We start from the raw sequence: 15,578 nt of genomic DNA on the forward strand, positions 1-15,578 counted from the left end.
GGGCCGTAGATACAGTGGCTTACAAAAGCCCCGGGCGGTCTGTGATGCGCATCGCAATGCGTGAGGGCGACCGATATTCGCGGCAAGCGACACCAAAGTATGATGGGCGAGTGCCATCAGAAGGCGCATCTTTGTTCAACGCTGACTGCACAATGAGAATCGACATGGCGAACGAGCGGGAGCGCGTCATCGAAGACGGTCCAGGCCACGTCAATGACGGGGCCCTGCCAATGTCCGAGGCCGACTCGATCATCGACAGCATTCCGGCCATGGTCGCCTTCATGACACCGTCCGGCGAGCTGGAGCAGGTCAACCGGCAAATCCTGGACTACATCGGCATCCCCCTCGATGAACTGAAAAACTGGCAGGCCAGCGACACCCTGCACCCGGACGATCTGCCATCGGTCAGCGCGGCGTGGATGCACTCGGTCGGCACCGGCACACCCTACGATATCGAGCATCGGATTCGGCGCGCCGACGGTGTCTATCGCTGGTTTCATGTGCGCGGCCTGCCGGTCAGGAACAGCGAAGGCACCATCACTCGCTGGTGCGTGTTGCAGGTCGATATCGACGAGCGCCGACGGGACAAGGTCTTGATCGCCAAAGCCCTCGCGGAGGTCAGCAGCTCGGAGGAGCGCCTGCGCGGCATCATCGATGCCGTTCCCGGATTCGTCTGGAGCGCTTCGCCCGAAGGCAGCGTCGGATTCGTCAACCGGCGTTGGTGCGATTACACCGGCATGTCGCTCGAAGAGGCGTGCGGCGATGGCTGGGTGGCATCGATCCATCCCGACGACGCCCCCGGACTCGGCGGTTACTGGCAGGCGCTTCTGCACTCGGGCGATGCCGGTGAGTATGAGGCTCGCCTGAAGCGCTTCGACGGCATTTATCGCTGGTTTCTGATCCGCGCCGTGCCCCAGCGCGATGAGGCGGGCCGGATCGTGCGCTGGTATGGCGAAAACACCGACATCGAAGACCGCAAACAGGCGGAAGCCTTTCTGGCCAAAGCCCGTTCCGAACTGACGCATCTGGCCAGAGTCGCCAGCCTGGGGGCGGTCACCGCGTCCATTGCCCATGAAGTCAATCAGCCGCTGGCCGGCATCATCACCAACGCCAGCACCTGCCTGCGGATGCTCGGAGCCGATCCGCCGAATGTCGACGGAGCCCTGGAAACCGCACGCCGCACCATTCGCGACGGCAATCGGGCCGCCGATGTGATCAACCGCTTGCGAGCGTTGTTCTCGAAAAAAAGCATCACCATTGAAAACGTCGATCTCAATGACGCCGCACGGGAAGTCATCGCCATGCTGCTGGGCGAGCTGCAACGCAATGGCGTGGTGCTTCATCCTCGATTCGCCGAGGGCCTGCCGCCGGTCAGGGGCGACCGGGTCCAGCTTCAACAGGTGATCCTCAACCTGATCATGAACGCCGTCGAGGCCATGAGCAGCATCACCGGTCGCGCCAGAGACTTGATCGTCAGCACCGGCCAGGAGCAAGACCGGAGCGTTTATCTGGCGGTGAAGGACAGCGGAACCGGGGTCGATCCACAGGACATGGAACGGATTTTCAATGCCTTCTACACCACCAAAAGCTCGGGCATGGGGGTCGGTCTGTCGATCAGTCGCTCCATTATCGAACACCACGACGGGCAACTCCGGGCCACTGCCCACGACGGCCCGGGTGCGACGTTCGCCTTTTCAATCCCGAATGCCGACAACCGCGAGGCCTGTGATCGCGTCATGGAGAATCACTGATGGGTAAGTACTTGCTCGTATCGGTTGTCGATGATGACGAGTCGGTTCGTGAATCGCTGCCTGACCTGATCAGGGAGTTCGGATTCGCTGTCCAGGCATTCGCCTCGGCGCAGGCGTTTCTGGCCTCGCCTTATCTCGGCCTGACCGATTGCCTGATTCTCGATGTGGCCATGCCGGGCATGTCCGGGCCGGATCTGCACAAGGAACTGCTGCGTCGCGGCTATCGCATCCCGGTGATTTTCATCACCGCTCACGCCGACGCCAGCCAACAGGCAAAGCTGTTGAACACCGGCGCGGTGGAGCGCCTGTTCAAGCCTTTCAGTGAAGCGCAACTGATCAAGGCCCTGAGCGCTGCACTGCCCCTCGACTGAACGCGAAGCGGTAAAGAAAAGGAATCGACATGTTGAACTCGAATCACACAGTGTCCCCCGGCCACGGAGCATTGCCGATGAGTGATGTCACGCCTGTGGTGTTCGTTGTGGATGACGACATCTCCGTACGCGAGTCGCTGGAGCTGATGATCCGATGCGCCGGCTGGCAGCCGCGACTCTTCGAATCCGCGCAGGACTTTCTCGCCGAGCCCCGCGCGCGGGTACCCAGTTTTCTGGTACTGGATATCAACCTGCCTGACTTGAACGGTCTGGATCTGCAGACGTCACTGGCTGACGAGCGCTACAACATGCCGATCATCTTCATCACCGGGTACGGAGACATTCCGCGCACGGTGCGGGCCTTGAAAGCCGGTGCGGTGGAGTTTCTGACCAAACCGTTCAACGATGATGAGCTGCTGACCGCCATGGGCGATGCGCTCGAAGGCAGCCGCGCGGCTCTGGAGGGGGAAAAAGCCCTGCGTTCCGTGCTTGAGGCCTACAAGACCCTGACGCCCCGCGAGCAGGAAATCATGGCCGCAGTGGTCAGTGGTCGGCTGAACAAACTGATCGCCGCAGACCTCGAGATCAGCGAAATCACGGTGAAGGCCCACCGGGGCAAGGTCATGCGCAAGATGAAGGCCCGCTCACTGGCGGATCTGGTGAAAATGGCGGCGCTGATCACCCCCGCGTGACGCGAAGGCTTTGCCAGAGGTTTTCCAGCCGGCGCAGGTCAAGGGTGTCGAAACCTTCCGAAACCTGCTCGCGACACGCGCCGAGCAATGCCTTGGCCTGCTCCGCCCTGCCCTGTTCCAGCCAGAGCCTGGCCAGATCCATCGAAGTCCTCAGCTCCCACGCCCAGGCCCCCTGATCGCGGCTCAGCGCGATGGACGCCTCAAGCAGGGTCGTGATGGCCTGGACATTTTCGCCATCGATTTCCTTGAGAATTCCGGCCTTGATTCGCAGCAGTTCCGGCAGCGCGAAGGCGTCCCCGCTCTGACGACAGTGATCGATGGTGCCGTCGACCAGCACCAGCGCATTCGCGTGTTGCCCACCCAGAATCAGGCCCTCGGCCAGCGCGATTTCAAACGATGTCGTGAGCAGTTCGTAGCGCATGCCACGCAGCCGCGCCAGGCTTTCTTCCAGCAGCGGCACCGCATCGCCAGGCTGTTCGGCGCGGATCGCAATCGCCGCCCGCAAGCCTTGGGCGGCGGCAATATAGGGGCCCAAAGCATTGGTCTCGGCCACGGCACTGAACCGTTCAAGGCTGGCGGCCGCCTTCTCCAGATCGCCGGTCCAGATGTAGATGCACAGAATCCAGACCATGGCGATGCAGTAGGTGACCGGATGCTGCAGCGCCGACGCCTCGGCTTCTATCAGTTCGGCCCAGTGCCGGGCCTGATCGGGAAAGCCCTGCAACCACAGCGAACGGGCCAGTGCCAGCCCGGTGCGATTGCGGTGATCGAAGCCGTAGTAGATGGTGTGGCTGGGATGGGACGGCAAGCTGTTGCGCAGCGAGCGCTCCAGCTCCTGCCGCGCCAGACGCTGATCGCCCAGCAGATGATGGGAGATGCCGGTCAGCGATGAAGCAATCGCGATGGCCGCCGGCTGATTCAGCAGGTTGCCGACCACGGCTGCCTGCTCCGCCCACGCCAGCGAAGAAGGAAAATCACCAATGCGTTCGTAGAAAATCTGCAAGCGGCCCAGCAGCCTCAACTGCGACCCGTGGTCAGCCAGCGCAACGGCGATATCCAGCGCCCGGAGCAAGGCCTTCTCGGCTGCTTCGCTGTTGCCCTGAGTGAACATCAGCACCAGCCCGAGCGCCGCCTGCAGTTCCATTTCGGTCGACGTGCCGTAGTACCCCAGTTCGAGCAGTTCCACGGCCCGGGCACACCAGGTCCGGCACTCGACCAGCAAGGAAAAATGCAAAAACAAGGGTGCACTCGCCGCTGCCAGGGGCAACGCCAGGCCCGGATCGCCATGGGGCCCGAAGCTCCATTCCAGCGCACTGCGCACGTTGCCCAACTGACTGGCAAGGCGCGCAAAGTTGCGGAAAAACTCGTCGGGCGAGGTGCCGGGATGCCCCAACAGATCCATGTAATACGCCGCATGCCTGAAGGCCAGCGAGTTCACCTCGGCGTCGCCCCGGGCCGTCAGTTTTTCCCGGGCATAGGCGCGTGTCATCTCGAGCAGCCGATAGGAGTCCGTCGAATCACTGTGATCGACCGTGACCAGCCCCTTGCACACCAGATCATCGAGGATCGCCGCCACCGCAGGGCCTTCGGACTGGGACTCGGCAACCACCTGAGACGCCGCCTCTTGAGAGAACGGCCCGACAAACACCGACAACCGCTCCAGCGCCAGACGCTCCGGTGCCGACAACAGGTCGTAACTCCAGTCGAGCATGGAACGCAGCGTCTGATGCCGCGGGACCGCCGTCCGGCGCCCCGACCAGCCCAGTGAAAACCGCTCGCCGAGCAAGGCGTGCGTAGCCTTCAGGCCGTGGCTGGCAACCCGCATCGCCGCCAGTTCGATCGGCAGGGCCATGCCCTCCAGGCGCTGGCAAATGTCCGCGATCATTTGCCCGCCATCCGCCTCCAGCAGCAACGCCGCATTGCTCGACGACGCGCGTTCGACAAACAGTTTGATCGCTGCGAATGCCAGCAGCTCCTGAGTCGACAGGTGCCGGGACTCGCGAGGAAACTCCAGCGGATTGAGCCAATGAACGTATTCGCCACGCACCCGCAACGGCTCGCGACTGGTGGCCAGAATGCCCACGTCGGGCGCGCTGTCGCTGATCTGTTCCAGAAGGGTCGAAACGGCGTCGATCAGGTGTTCGCAATTGTCGATGACCAGCATCAGTCGCTGTTCGCGCAAATGCGCCAGCAACACGAACATCGGATCTTCGGCCTGTACGGCGATTTCCAGCGACCTGGCCAGTGCTGAAGGCACCAGCGTGCTGTCTTCCACCTGAGCCAGGTCGACGAAGCAGACGCGTTCGTAACCCTGGGCGGCGATGCGATGTGCCACTTCGATGGCGAGGCTGGTCTTGCCGACACCCCCGGGACCGACGAGGGTGAACAACCTGGGTTGCTGCAGATGATCGACGACCAGTTGCAGGTCGGTTTCGCGACCAATCAGTTTCGCCCGCGGCGGCAAGCTGCAAGCGGCCCTGGGATGCCCGGTCTCCGTAGGCGTCGGCTGCCCCCCGGACAGTTGCCTTTCCAGCGGCGCCACGAAGGCATAACCCACACCCACCTGGGTCGCGATATAACGCGCGTGCTCCTCGCCATCCCCGAGAATCCGTCGCAACCCCGTCATGTGAAAGCGCAGACTGCCTTCGGCGACCACACTGTCGGGCCACACCTTTTCGATCAGATCGTATTTGGACAGCACCCGCCCGGGCTGCTCGAGCAAGGCAATCAGCAGATCCAGCGCCCGACCGCCGATCTCCACCGGCATCCCGTTTCTGGTCAGCAGCCTTTTGCCTGGAACGACGCAAAACGGCCCGAACACGAACCGGGTCATAAGTGATTCATGCAAAGCGTCTGGAATAGACTCCACGAGGGGCGATCTCACTGGGAAACGAAGGGGGCGTCGCCGGTTGCAAGCCACAGGCGCAGGCCCTTTGCATCATAGGAGTTTTGCACGGTCGTTCAAGCCTGACGCGTGCGGAGTGAGAACTTCAGGCGGTAATTTCGGCCCCTATGTTCGTAGCCCCCTTCGTTCGCAAATCGATGCCTGCGTCGAAGATCAGTCGCGATAGCGTGCAGCCGGCTCACTGCGCGACAGATCAGGCATCAGCTTCTGGCGCGCCGCCTCGTAGGCATTCCAGTCGGCGATCTCGGGAAGTGCCGGAATGGTGACGAATTCGCCTTGGTCGAGGCCGGACAGCGCGGCGTCCACCATATCGTCCGCCCGCATCACAATCGCCTCCGGCAGATGCTCCAACGGTGTGCCGGCCACGCTCCAGAATTCGGTAGCCGTCGCGCCGGGCAGCACCACCTGGACCCGGACATTTTTGTCCGCCAGTTCGTGACGCAAGGATTGGCTGAACGCCAGGACGAAAGCCTTGGAGCCGCCGTAAACACCGTTCAACACCTCCGGGGCAATGGCCACGACCGAGGCAATGTTGATCAGCGTGCCACCGCCACGGGCGACGAAACCCGGGACCGCCGCGTAAGTCAGGCGCATCAGCACGTTCACGTTGAGCGTGAGCAAGTCGTCGAGCTTGTCGACGTCCGACTCCAGCAACGGATGAGTCGCACCAACCCCGGCATTGTTCACCAGCAGAGAAATGTTGGCGTCCGTTTTGAGGCGATCTTCGACCCTTGCCAGATCGGCTTTTTCGGACAGGTCGGCAGCCAGGACTTCAACGTGGCGGCCGGTTTCTTCGTTCAGGCGCTTGGCCAGGACATTCAGGCGATCGCGATTGCGCGCGACCAGGATCAGGTCATGGCCACGGCGGGCCAGGCGTTCAGCGTAAATGGCACCGATGCCAGACGAAGCGCCGGTGATCAGGGCGGTACCGAGGCGGGATTGAGTCATGTCGAGTCTCCAGGGTTGTGGGAAGTACTGGAGAACAGGATGCGACGGCTTGGCCATATCTCAAATGACGTATAAGGTAGTGATTCAGGACATCCGAGAAATCACCATGCATCGCATCGGCTACTTGCTCACCGACGGTTTTCAGGTGCTCTCCCTGGCGACTCAAGCCGTTTTCGAGTTCGCCAATCAGATCGCCGAAGCGCCCTTCTACAGCGTCGACAACTTCTCGCCGGACGGCGGCACGGTGCGCTCCTCGCTGGGGCTGGCCATGGAAACCCGCCCGCTCGAGGCGCCCGGACTGGCCGACACCTGGATCGTTGTCGGGGTCAACGATCCGGAAAAAACCGACACAGCCTCCGCTGTGCTCGACTTCGTGCGCCAGGCCGGCAATCAGGCGCGGCGCACCGTCGGCATCTGCACCGGCGGCTTCATCCTCGCCGAAGCCGGCCTGCTGACCGGACGCCGCGCCACGACCCACTGGGCCTACGCGCAGGCCTTGCAGAAACGTCATCCCGAAATCAGCGTCGACGTCGACCGCATCTATATCGTCGACGGCCCCTTCTGGACTTCCGCGGGCATGACCGCCGGCCTCGACCTCGCCGTCGGCATGGTGGAGAAAGATCTGGGCGCCGAAGTCGCCCGCTCGGTGGCGCACAAACTGGTGATGCACCAGCACCGTTCCGGCGGGCAGTCGCAGCATTCGGAAATGCTCGACCTCGCACCCAAGTCCGACCGCATCCAAAGCGCACTGAACTATGCACGCCAGCATTTGAGCCGACCGCTCAGCGTCGAAGAACTGGCCGGCGTGGCGCACCTGAGCCCTCGCCAGTTCACCCGCATATTCAGTGCGGAAACCGGACAATCTCCCGCAAAAGCCATCGAGGGTCTGCGCCTGGAGGCCGCTCGATTGATGATCGAGCAGAGCCGGCACTCCCTCGATGTGGTCGCCAGCGAATCCGGTTTTCGCGATCGGCGCCATATGCGTGAAGCGTTCATTCGGGGGTTCGGCGTGCCTCCGCAGGCGGTACGGCGGGATGCTCGCCAAGTGGTGGTCAAGCGGGTGGAAAGCGTAGATATCGCGGACTGACGAGGCCTCCCCTTTGTTGGAACATTGAGAGGTGCAGGAAAAAAGAAAAATGGCCGAGGTCGTCAGTGACACCTGACAACCTCGGCCATTTTCTTTTCGGCTATTGAGCGACAGCGCTCAGCCGATCACGTCTTCACCTCGACATGATCCAGCGCCTGATTCACCGCCAGCCCCGCGACCATCACCACCTGCGCGATGCCCAGCGCTGTTTTGCGGTGGCCGGGGTCGAGGATCGCGGCGAAGTTGCTGAGCATTTCGCTGGCGGAATCGAGGGATTCGCTGGCATTGGCCAGGAGGGATTCGCTGTTGTAGGCGGGGTTGGCCAGGAACATGGGGTCATGTTTGGTGTGACTGCCCATGATGCGTTGTTGCGGAGTGAGGTAATGGTCGAGGGCGCGTTCGGCGGCTTCGTTGAGGGTTCTTGAATCAGGGAATTGGTAGGGGGAAACCGGATCGGTTTCTGGTGGATTGGGTGTTGGTTTGATCATTGATGTAACTCCATATGGGACTTAAGGAGCCATCACTCTCGCTACCAAACGAGGGGTGGTGGCCATACGAAGGTTGGTAGACCGGCCCATATGGAAAATCCGGCGCGCCCGAAGACGCCCTGCGCATGGCCACCATAAGTCAGATACCGAAAAGGCACCCGCGATAGGTGACGTTATGCGTCATATGGGGAACCGGGCTACCAAACCCGATCACTGTTTTTCAGTGACCCGGAAACGATAAAACCCGCACCCTAGACACACAAGCCGGCGGATTCTGGCGTAGTCGTAGGCAATGACGCAAGGTTGTGTAGCCTTGAGGGCGTTACGAATGGTGTCTTTTAAACGTGGATTTTTGGAGGGTTAAACGGGTGGAAAAAAATGAGGGCGGATTCCGAAAATAAACCCGCCTCCCTTTTCTTGCTGCGGTGCAAACTGGAAGAACTTCAGATACGCGATTGCGACCAATTGAGTCCACTGGTTGAATCCACAACCCTGAGCAATCGTTCGATCTGAGCGAGAACAGCCTGAGCGCGTTGAGCAGCCCCGTTGTAGACCGTTCGACTGGATTGGTTTTCTGGAGTTTGATGATGGGTTTTTCAACGACATTATGGGAGTGGTACGGCCAGGATGAGTACAAACGAGTGCTCGCCGTGTGCGAGGCAATCCCGGCCCTGCAATTTCTGGCACTTCCTGCGGATTCACAGCGGAACGCAATCCCCTACTGCCCGGCATGTGAAGCCTGGTCTGAAATGATGCTGCCGTTGAACGAAGTTCTTTCAATCTGCGGCAGCGCATTGCCAACAGAGATCAAAACACGGCTACAGGCGACCTGGGAGCTATGCAATGACCTGAGCGAAGCAGCATTTCACTGCGATGACTGGTTCATATTTGATCACGACGATTGGTCACCGATCAGAACGGCTGCTGTAGAGCTCGGGGGCCTCATGGAATTGCTGGAAATCACTCCCTTTCTGGATGACCTGTTACTGGATTGCCGGAATGCAGTGCGTGGAATAAAGCGTTGATCCCTTTGATAAGGCCTGTCGAGGTATTGGGCGTGTATGTCGATGGGTGCTCGATTTGACTAGCTGCTTCTGGCCGGTTGTGGTTGTTCTTCAGTGGCTGCTTTCGGCCAAAAGCAGTCGTTCCGAGCGACCTTTTCGACCCAGAAGCGACACTCACTGTCCCAAACGCGTAGCCACGAAGAAGCCCCTTTCGGCCAGACGCAGGTAGCCAATACCTAGTTTAACCGGCCATAGATGTCTGTGTGCCTACAGACCGCGATTGTCACCAGCGGTCATCGGCGTGTAATTGGTTGACTAACCGCTTGTAAGACACTGAAGTCCGATGCGGTTCGAAAGCTAATGCCGAGTCCAATTGCTGTGTTCTCCGGTTGTGCCTCCAATGGTGCTCCGGAGAGCGGACATTTGAGGCGCTGATTTGAAGGTGCCGCGACCTTCTCAGGATGTCGAACGGTGCATCCAGCACCGAGTAATGAATACGCTGCTGGCTCCCTGCCCTACATAAAACATCTACTGCGCCCAAGAAAGGCGGCGTCCAACTCGCCTGATTCGGTCTACGATTGAGTGCTCGAAGCAGGCTGATAGATGTGAGTAAGCTTGTGAATATGCTGGTGGTTCGCGTAGTACTCGTACAGGTTGTGCGCCTCTACTGACCGGTGATGGAAGCCACGCTCTCCCCACATTAGCCATACCAGCGCCTTGCCGGACTGCGTCAAGTAGCTATCAAGAAGGTCACGACGCAGATAGCTAAAAAAGCCACTGGCCTGCGAGCCATACTCACCGACTTCTCGGTACAGGGACGCCACGCCTGCAGCATCGTGCAGGTCCCATTTGTTGGCGCAGTACCTGAGACTCAAAGCCTGACAGAGCTGTTTAGCGGGCAGGCATGCACCGCTGTTCTGGTTCACCACGCTGTGGTAGCTCTCCCAATTGTACTTCTGCACTGGGATGTCGACCGCGATGCCATTGTTTGACCACCTATCAGCGGACACCATGTATTCGACACGGTCACCCTCTTGCTCGTCAGTGACAGGCAGTCCCGGAATCGAAGAGAAAGGCATCTCACCCGCATAGGTGTAGTAGTAGCTTGGCTCGCTCGGAATGGCGTCGTTGCCGGGGTACTCGAGGCCAGTGAACAACGTGCACAAGCGGTCGACTTCTCCGCTGTCCACGAGTACACCTCGGAGAAAGGTGAAGACCTGTCTGTCATCAGCGGGGGCGTTCTGTTCGAGGAACCCGTCAAGTACGACCCATGGCCCCGTCATGCCATCAATCTCCGCTAATTCGAGGATGCCACGGTAGTCTGGTTGCGGACCTCTCACTATCCAGTCGCCAGTATCCGTAGGCTGACTGCCGAACAAGTCTGGAAGCGGCAGGTCAATGCTCGCGGCCTCAAGCGGGAACGTCGGGTCGATGTCCACATCTGAGGGACGAGCGCTGCGTTCTTCGGCAAGGAGGCCCCGCGCGTACCGCACCCCCCACATCTCGAAGTAAGCAATCCAGCCGTACTTCTTCCCGTATCTGTCGACCTTGTTCTTGTCATTTCCCATACGAGGACCGGAGTCCATTTGCCGATCAACAGCTTCGAATTTCTCGGGGTCATAGCCAAGCACCAGCATTCGCGAAACTATTGCCGGTAGTACCCGTTGGTACTCTGGATTGCGGTCGTCGTAGTTCGACCGACCTGGAATCAGTCTCCCCATCGTGTAGTTGCCAAAGTCCATTCTAATCGCCGCGCGCTTCGCACGTTCGATCACCGCCGGGTCATAATGCGGCATGTTCTCGAACGGACTGGGTAGATGGTCAAACGGTGGAACGAGATGAGCTGCCTCGTCCTCAGACAAACAAGCCGGATCAACCGTCCTCGCGATGGCAATGGTTCCCAGGCAGTACTGCTGATATAGAGCATGCGAGGTGGGATGCGTCGCGCCAGGCGCGAACATCGCTTGATAGATCTCACGAGCAACTCTCGGCAGTACCTCACGCATCTCCACAGCATTAATATCCCACCAATTGGTCAGCACCGTACCGTAGGCTGCGGCGAACATCCGCTCGGGGACGTATGGATCTGAAATGGCGATTGCCTCCACTGCCAGCCGGAAAAACTCCCCGGGCCGCTTGGCGGCGAATTCGTACAGGGTCTTGGTGGCCACGTCTCTCAGGCTTCTGGACGTCGACGTTAGCGTCCACATCACCCAGCGCGCCCGCCGAATCTCTCGTTCGTCTAGGCTGCCCGACTTCCATTTAGTCGACAGGAATTTGAAATCGTCTTCAACATCTTTAGACCGCTCGCGAACCCACTCCGACCAGAAAAGATCGCGCTGCGTATTGGGCATGGCCAAGAGCACGCCGTGCAAGAAGTCCATGTCAAACGGATGCGCTCGCGCTGCCCTGGTGCTCCGAAGTCTTTTGAAGGCCATCCGTGCGAACTGCTTCGACTCCTGCATTGCGCGCGCGAACCGTTCCACCGTTTCCCGCCCGATTTGCCTTGGGTCTGATTGCGCTGTCAACAACAGAGCGTTCATGACAAGGTTCTCGTCCGACAATTCTTGCCAAAGCTGGCGCCTGCCAAGGCGTTGCGGATACAGGCCAACCAGAGCCTGGAACACGTCATAGGCGAAGGTATGCGATCCAGCCTCACGGAATTGGAATTGAGTACGTCCTTCATCGCTTTGCAGCCACTGCACCAAGGACGGCCTGGCGAGGAGGAACCGTGCCATCATATGCCCGGCCATCAGATCGTATGAAAACGCGATTCCTTGGCCACCGTCTTCAGAAGTCGTTCGAACGAGAATGCCTTCGGACTCCAGCGCGCGAATAACGCTGGCGTCCCAACGGCCCACGTCTCGAACAGCCGTTCGTGCAGCTTGGAACTCCACGCTTCTCGCGTTCCCCCCCCAGAGGAGACCCGCGATCGTCAGCAGCGCATCTTGCACTTCCTCCTGATAGATGCGATGCGCCGCCGGTGAAAGCTCAGCAACTCGTTCGGCGACCTTATTGAAGTGCACTTCAAACAGGCTTGCAAGCGAACTGGGTAACGCCTCCACGCCGACAATGTGCTGGCGTCGAGGGTTTGCCACATCGCAGAAGATTCTCAGCGTCAAAGGATGCTGCAAGAACTCAATTGGCAGATCCGCGTCGGTGGCGTCGATCTTGTAGTACTTAAAGTACTTATCGATAGCCGTCTGCGGATCTTCCTGGAACCCGTTGTGCTCAACTTTAGGAAACTCCTCTGGCAGACACATCTGCGTGAACTCATTGCGCAGAGTGACAACCAGAAGTACGTAGGGAAAGTCCCTAAGAAGCTCATCCGCCCTGCAGAGTTCATCCCTCCAACTTCTCGGGTCTTCCGCTTCATTTAGACCGTCAATGACAATAGGGATACGCTTGCCCGCGCGCTGACCCGCCGCATCTACTGCTTCAACCAGCCGGTCGAAGCTCTCCGCCGGCCTTCCAGAAATCTTGAAGGCAGACACTAGATCGTCAAGTCCCTGGCCCGCATGGAGATTCTTGCCCAGCAGCAAAACACCACCGGGGAATTCTCCGTCCGCCTGCGTCACCTTGACGGCAAGCTCGGACTTTCCTTCGCCGGCAGCCGCAAGCACGGCGACGGCTCGAGCGCCGATCGACCGATCCAGACTGCGAAGTGCCGACGAAACTGCGTGGATGTCCGCAACCAGATTCGCGGCTAAAGGAGCTCCGTCTGAACGCGCCCCACGCAGCTTCGAGAGCAGCCTGTCATAGCGCACCGGCTGCGAAGGATTCGACGCCAGTATTTGTTGTAAAGCGTCGAAGTCGCCCTTGCCAAGCGCCTCGTGCAGGCTATCAAGCAGGTCAGCCAGTCCAGTGGCTCGAGCCAAGAGCGATTCGACTTCAGCCTTTATTTCATTTTTGACTTGCCCTGTCAGCGAAGCAATGTCCGTACAATTCCTCTTGAGAGCACTTGAGAGCTTCTTCAGTGATTCCCACGCACTCTGGCCGCCCAGACGCCTGAGTACCTTCTCCTCTGCTCCAACGACAACATGAACTTCTGGCTGATATCGGCGCTTGAACGGAGCCGCAGCGAGCCTGTACTGCTCAGCAAGTAGCGCAGGCGTCAGAACGAGCTCGCCGAAGTAGGTTTCTCGAAGTAGCGCTCCCGGCCCAACCAAGAGGTCGTCAATATCGGTTGCCGTCAACAGCTCCAACTTCAACTCGGGGAAGCGGTCTTTCTCAAGCGCGAAGAACCACTCTTGGTCTCCCTTTGTCAGGGTGTGGTGTGTCCAAAGCTTCCAATCGGTCACGCCTTGGACATGCTTTCGCGTCTTCTCTATGCCCTCGATGATATTGTTGCGGCGCGTGGCTCCCAAGTCTTGTCCGTTCGCCAGTTGATACCATTTGCATTGCCAACCAATCCACCGTGGCGGCGCTCCGAGATCACAAGACTCCGTCAGCTGGAGGTGGAACTCCACGCCAGGCTGGTTTGCGAGTTGCTTGAAGCGACCGAAGCGACTGTAGTGTCGGCGCACCAGAGAGCGGCAAAGCTTCTCGAAGTTTTCATCCGCTGCTCCGGGTAGCTCGCTGAATACATCCCAATTTGCTTCAGGCATCAGTGTTTTCCCTGTCAGCTAACGTCGGCGGAATCGGACGGGTAGTCGTGAGCCGAGAAAACCTCGACCTTTGCCCCACCCTCGATAAAGATCTTAACGAACGCGGACACCTCAGCCTCGTCAGTCGTGACAGTGATTCGATCGCCCTCTCGCCTGAGATAATGCTCAGATGCCAGTTGGCCGAGATCAGTTGGCCCCAAGGTGTTGAGGTTCAGGCTGCGCAGCAACGAGAGCATGTCATCTGAAAATCTCTGATCCTCTGGCTCACCAAAAGTGATGGAGTGGCTGTCATCTTTCGAGGCCTGAGCGCTGAGACTGTCAATGTCCTTCTCGACCTTCTCTGCGTCTTGCACTCGCTTGAACCTCCCAATGAGAACCAAGTTCATCGAATGCTCAGACCCGTATCCGTTCCAAATCTTCATGATTGCGTCTCGCGTTTAATCTCGAAGGTATTTCTCAGTCGCTGAAGCGCCGACAGAACGCCGGCGTCTCCAATCTTCGCACCGGCAGGTGAGTAAGAACTAGCGCGAAGCATGCCGGATGCGTCTATGTGCGCATAGGCCTGAAGGCCACGCTCATCGGGCAGGGGGTCGCACGTAGGCAGTCCTGACGCACCCGCCTCACTGACCGCAAGGCGAACCCTGCCTCTGTAGCTGGAAACCCAGTCCCGAAGTGCTCGGCCGACCACCCCATCCATGCTTGCGACTGCGGTGGTTGCTTGCTGAGGTAGCAACAGCAATTCGCTAGCTCCAACCTTTTGCGCGAGCTCGCTTATCGCGTCAAGTTCTGCAACCGTGCGCTCGTTGACCACGACGTTGATCCCAAAGGGCGACAAGGTCGCAATCGAATCCATACCTCGGAGCAGGCTGGCAAACTGCTTCCCGCGCTGTTCTTCATAGGTGCGACCTACCCCGTCAACGCTAATGCGTGCGAAGTGGATCGAGCCCTTGAGGCGCTCAACCAGCTGTGGCGTCAGACGATGACCATGAGTCGTGAATGTGACCGCGAGCTGAGTTTCTCCCGCAACCCGTTTGCATATGTCGACGAAGTCAGGATGCAGCGTGGGTTCGCCGCCGCCAAATCCGATACCGAGGCACCCCTCAGTATCCAGTTCCTTCAACCAGCTGAGCACCTTGTCAGTATGCAGCGACGCCTTGTGCTTCGGCGCGTAGCAGTACGCGCAGTGAAGGTCGCAAACATTTGTTAGAGCAATGGATACCTGGCGGGGGGACGTTGACCAAATCGCCTCATTCGGGCGCAACTCGTCTAGCAGGACATTCAGACCTGAAAGGCGATCGAAAAGATGCACCCCGTTTGGGCCGATTCTTGACTTCATAAGACTTTGTCACCGTAAGCGGTTCTACGTTAAATGACATTCTAGCGCGTCGACTTTCTCGAGACAGCCTACCAGTGAGTCAGCGCCTACAGCCCGTGCTCTGCCAATCGAGGACGCAGCCCTCATGATCACCTATCGATCACCAAGAACTCGTCCGAGACGATCTGCACCGCGCGATCGAATGCAGCGACCGATTCGGACCCGGGGCGTTGCGAAATCGCTACTTCCGCTTTCTCAATAGCCGCGACCGTTGCGTCGTTAAGGCTGTGTGGCTGAATTTGGCCGGTAGCGGTCGTTTGTGAGCGTCCGCTAATGACCGATAGCGGACATTCATGAGCAGCCGAAAATCGCCCCTCCCTAAAACACTCACCTGTCTCTTATACACATCT

The 15,578-nt window shown here is 59.3% G+C and carries 11 protein-coding genes; 5 read left to right on the forward strand and 6 right to left on the reverse strand.

Going from position 1 to position 15,578, the window contains the following annotated elements; all coding sequences use genetic code 11:
- Positions 1-164: 164 nt before the first annotated feature.
- From DXT77_RS22470 to DXT77_RS22480, 3 genes are all read left to right on the forward strand, one after another.
- Complete coding sequence (locus DXT77_RS22470; RefSeq protein WP_256663011.1) at positions 165-1,751, forward strand: PAS domain-containing sensor histidine kinase; 1,587 nt, start codon at positions 165-167, stop codon at positions 1,749-1,751.
- The gene (locus tag DXT77_RS22475) at positions 1,751-2,122 is read left to right on the forward strand and encodes a response regulator (protein ID WP_119429230.1); all 372 of its coding nucleotides are present in this window, start codon (positions 1,751-1,753) and stop codon (positions 2,120-2,122) included. The genes DXT77_RS22470 and DXT77_RS22475 overlap by 1 nt, the downstream gene beginning before the upstream one ends.
- Before the next feature lie 77 nt (positions 2,123-2,199).
- On the forward strand, positions 2,200-2,814 hold the full coding sequence (locus DXT77_RS22480; protein WP_119429231.1) for a response regulator transcription factor: 615 nt from the start codon (positions 2,200-2,202) through the stop codon (positions 2,812-2,814).
- Here the strand turns inward: DXT77_RS22480 and DXT77_RS22485 are convergent.
- Both DXT77_RS22485 and DXT77_RS22490 read right to left on the reverse strand, forming a co-directional pair.
- Positions 2,801-5,683 (reverse strand): winged helix-turn-helix domain-containing protein, encoded by a 2,883-nt coding sequence (locus DXT77_RS22485; RefSeq protein WP_119429232.1) that lies wholly within the window; start codon positions 5,681-5,683, stop codon positions 2,801-2,803. The genes DXT77_RS22480 and DXT77_RS22485 overlap by 14 nt on opposite strands.
- A 189-nt stretch (positions 5,684-5,872) precedes the next feature.
- Positions 5,873-6,667, reverse strand: a complete 795-nt coding sequence (locus DXT77_RS22490) for an SDR family oxidoreductase (protein ID WP_119429233.1) — start codon at positions 6,665-6,667, stop codon at positions 5,873-5,875.
- 106 nt (positions 6,668-6,773) lie between these two features.
- Here DXT77_RS22490 and DXT77_RS22495 point away from each other — a divergent pair, with 106 nt between their 5' ends.
- Positions 6,774-7,754 carry a GlxA family transcriptional regulator gene (locus tag DXT77_RS22495; protein WP_119429245.1) on the forward strand — a complete coding sequence of 327 codons (981 nt, stop codon included), beginning with the start codon at positions 6,774-6,776 and terminating at the stop codon, positions 7,752-7,754.
- A 125-nt stretch (positions 7,755-7,879) separates the two neighbouring features.
- On the opposite strand, the gene DXT77_RS22500 is transcribed toward DXT77_RS22495, so the two are convergent.
- Positions 7,880-8,242 carry a DUF6124 family protein gene (locus DXT77_RS22500; protein ID WP_119429234.1) on the reverse strand — a complete coding sequence of 121 codons (363 nt, stop codon included), beginning with the start codon at positions 8,240-8,242 and terminating at the stop codon, positions 7,880-7,882.
- 587 nt (positions 8,243-8,829) lie between these two features.
- Here DXT77_RS22500 and DXT77_RS22505 point away from each other — a divergent pair.
- A complete protein-coding gene (locus DXT77_RS22505; RefSeq protein WP_119429235.1) occupies positions 8,830-9,267 on the forward strand; it encodes a hypothetical protein in 438 nt (145 codons plus the stop codon).
- Between the two features lie 551 nt (positions 9,268-9,818).
- On the opposite strand, the gene DXT77_RS22510 is transcribed toward DXT77_RS22505, so the two are convergent.
- Genes DXT77_RS22510 through DXT77_RS22520 form a run of 3 tightly spaced genes read right to left on the reverse strand, consistent with a single transcriptional unit; the run spans position 9,819 to position 15,189 of the window.
- Positions 9,819-13,853 (reverse strand): hypothetical protein, encoded by a 4,035-nt coding sequence (locus DXT77_RS22510; RefSeq protein ID WP_119429236.1) that lies wholly within the window; start codon positions 13,851-13,853, stop codon positions 9,819-9,821.
- Positions 13,854-13,867: 14 nt separating this feature from the next.
- Positions 13,868-14,275 (reverse strand): DUF6375 family protein, encoded by a 408-nt coding sequence (locus tag DXT77_RS22515; protein ID WP_119429237.1) that lies wholly within the window; start codon positions 14,273-14,275, stop codon positions 13,868-13,870.
- A complete protein-coding gene (locus DXT77_RS22520) occupies positions 14,272-15,189 on the reverse strand; it encodes a radical SAM protein (RefSeq protein WP_119429238.1) in 918 nt (305 codons plus the stop codon). Before DXT77_RS22520 ends, DXT77_RS22515 begins: the two co-directional genes overlap by 4 nt.
- Between the last annotated feature and the right edge of the window lie 389 nt (positions 15,190-15,578).

Source organism: Pseudomonas sp. 91RF (genome assembly GCF_003576265.1).
In the GTDB taxonomy this organism is placed as follows: domain Bacteria; phylum Pseudomonadota; class Gammaproteobacteria; order Pseudomonadales; family Pseudomonadaceae; genus Aquipseudomonas; species Aquipseudomonas kribbensis.

Bases quoted from the DNA above. Each gene is read 5' to 3' on its own strand.
- DXT77_RS22470 (WP_256663011.1), top strand. From the start codon at position 165: ATGGCGAACGAGCGGGAGCGCGTCATCGAAGACGGTCCAGGCCACGTC.
- DXT77_RS22475 (WP_119429230.1), top strand. From the start codon at position 1,751: ATGGGTAAGTACTTGCTCGTATCGGTTGTCGATGATGACGAGTCGGTT.
- DXT77_RS22480 (WP_119429231.1), top strand. From the start codon at position 2,200: ATGAGTGATGTCACGCCTGTGGTGTTCGTTGTGGATGACGACATCTCC.
- DXT77_RS22490 (WP_119429233.1), bottom strand. From the start codon at position 6,667: ATGACTCAATCCCGCCTCGGTACCGCCCTGATCACCGGCGCTTCGTCT.
- DXT77_RS22495 (WP_119429245.1), top strand. From the start codon at position 6,774: ATGCATCGCATCGGCTACTTGCTCACCGACGGTTTTCAGGTGCTCTCC.
- DXT77_RS22500 (WP_119429234.1), bottom strand. From the start codon at position 8,242: ATGATCAAACCAACACCCAATCCACCAGAAACCGATCCGGTTTCCCCC.
- DXT77_RS22505 (WP_119429235.1), top strand. From the start codon at position 8,830: ATGGGTTTTTCAACGACATTATGGGAGTGGTACGGCCAGGATGAGTAC.
- DXT77_RS22510 (WP_119429236.1), bottom strand. From the start codon at position 13,853: ATGCCTGAAGCAAATTGGGATGTATTCAGCGAGCTACCCGGAGCAGCG.
- DXT77_RS22515 (WP_119429237.1), bottom strand. From the start codon at position 14,275: ATGAAGATTTGGAACGGATACGGGTCTGAGCATTCGATGAACTTGGTT.
- DXT77_RS22520 (WP_119429238.1), bottom strand. From the start codon at position 15,189: ATGAAGTCAAGAATCGGCCCAAACGGGGTGCATCTTTTCGATCGCCTT.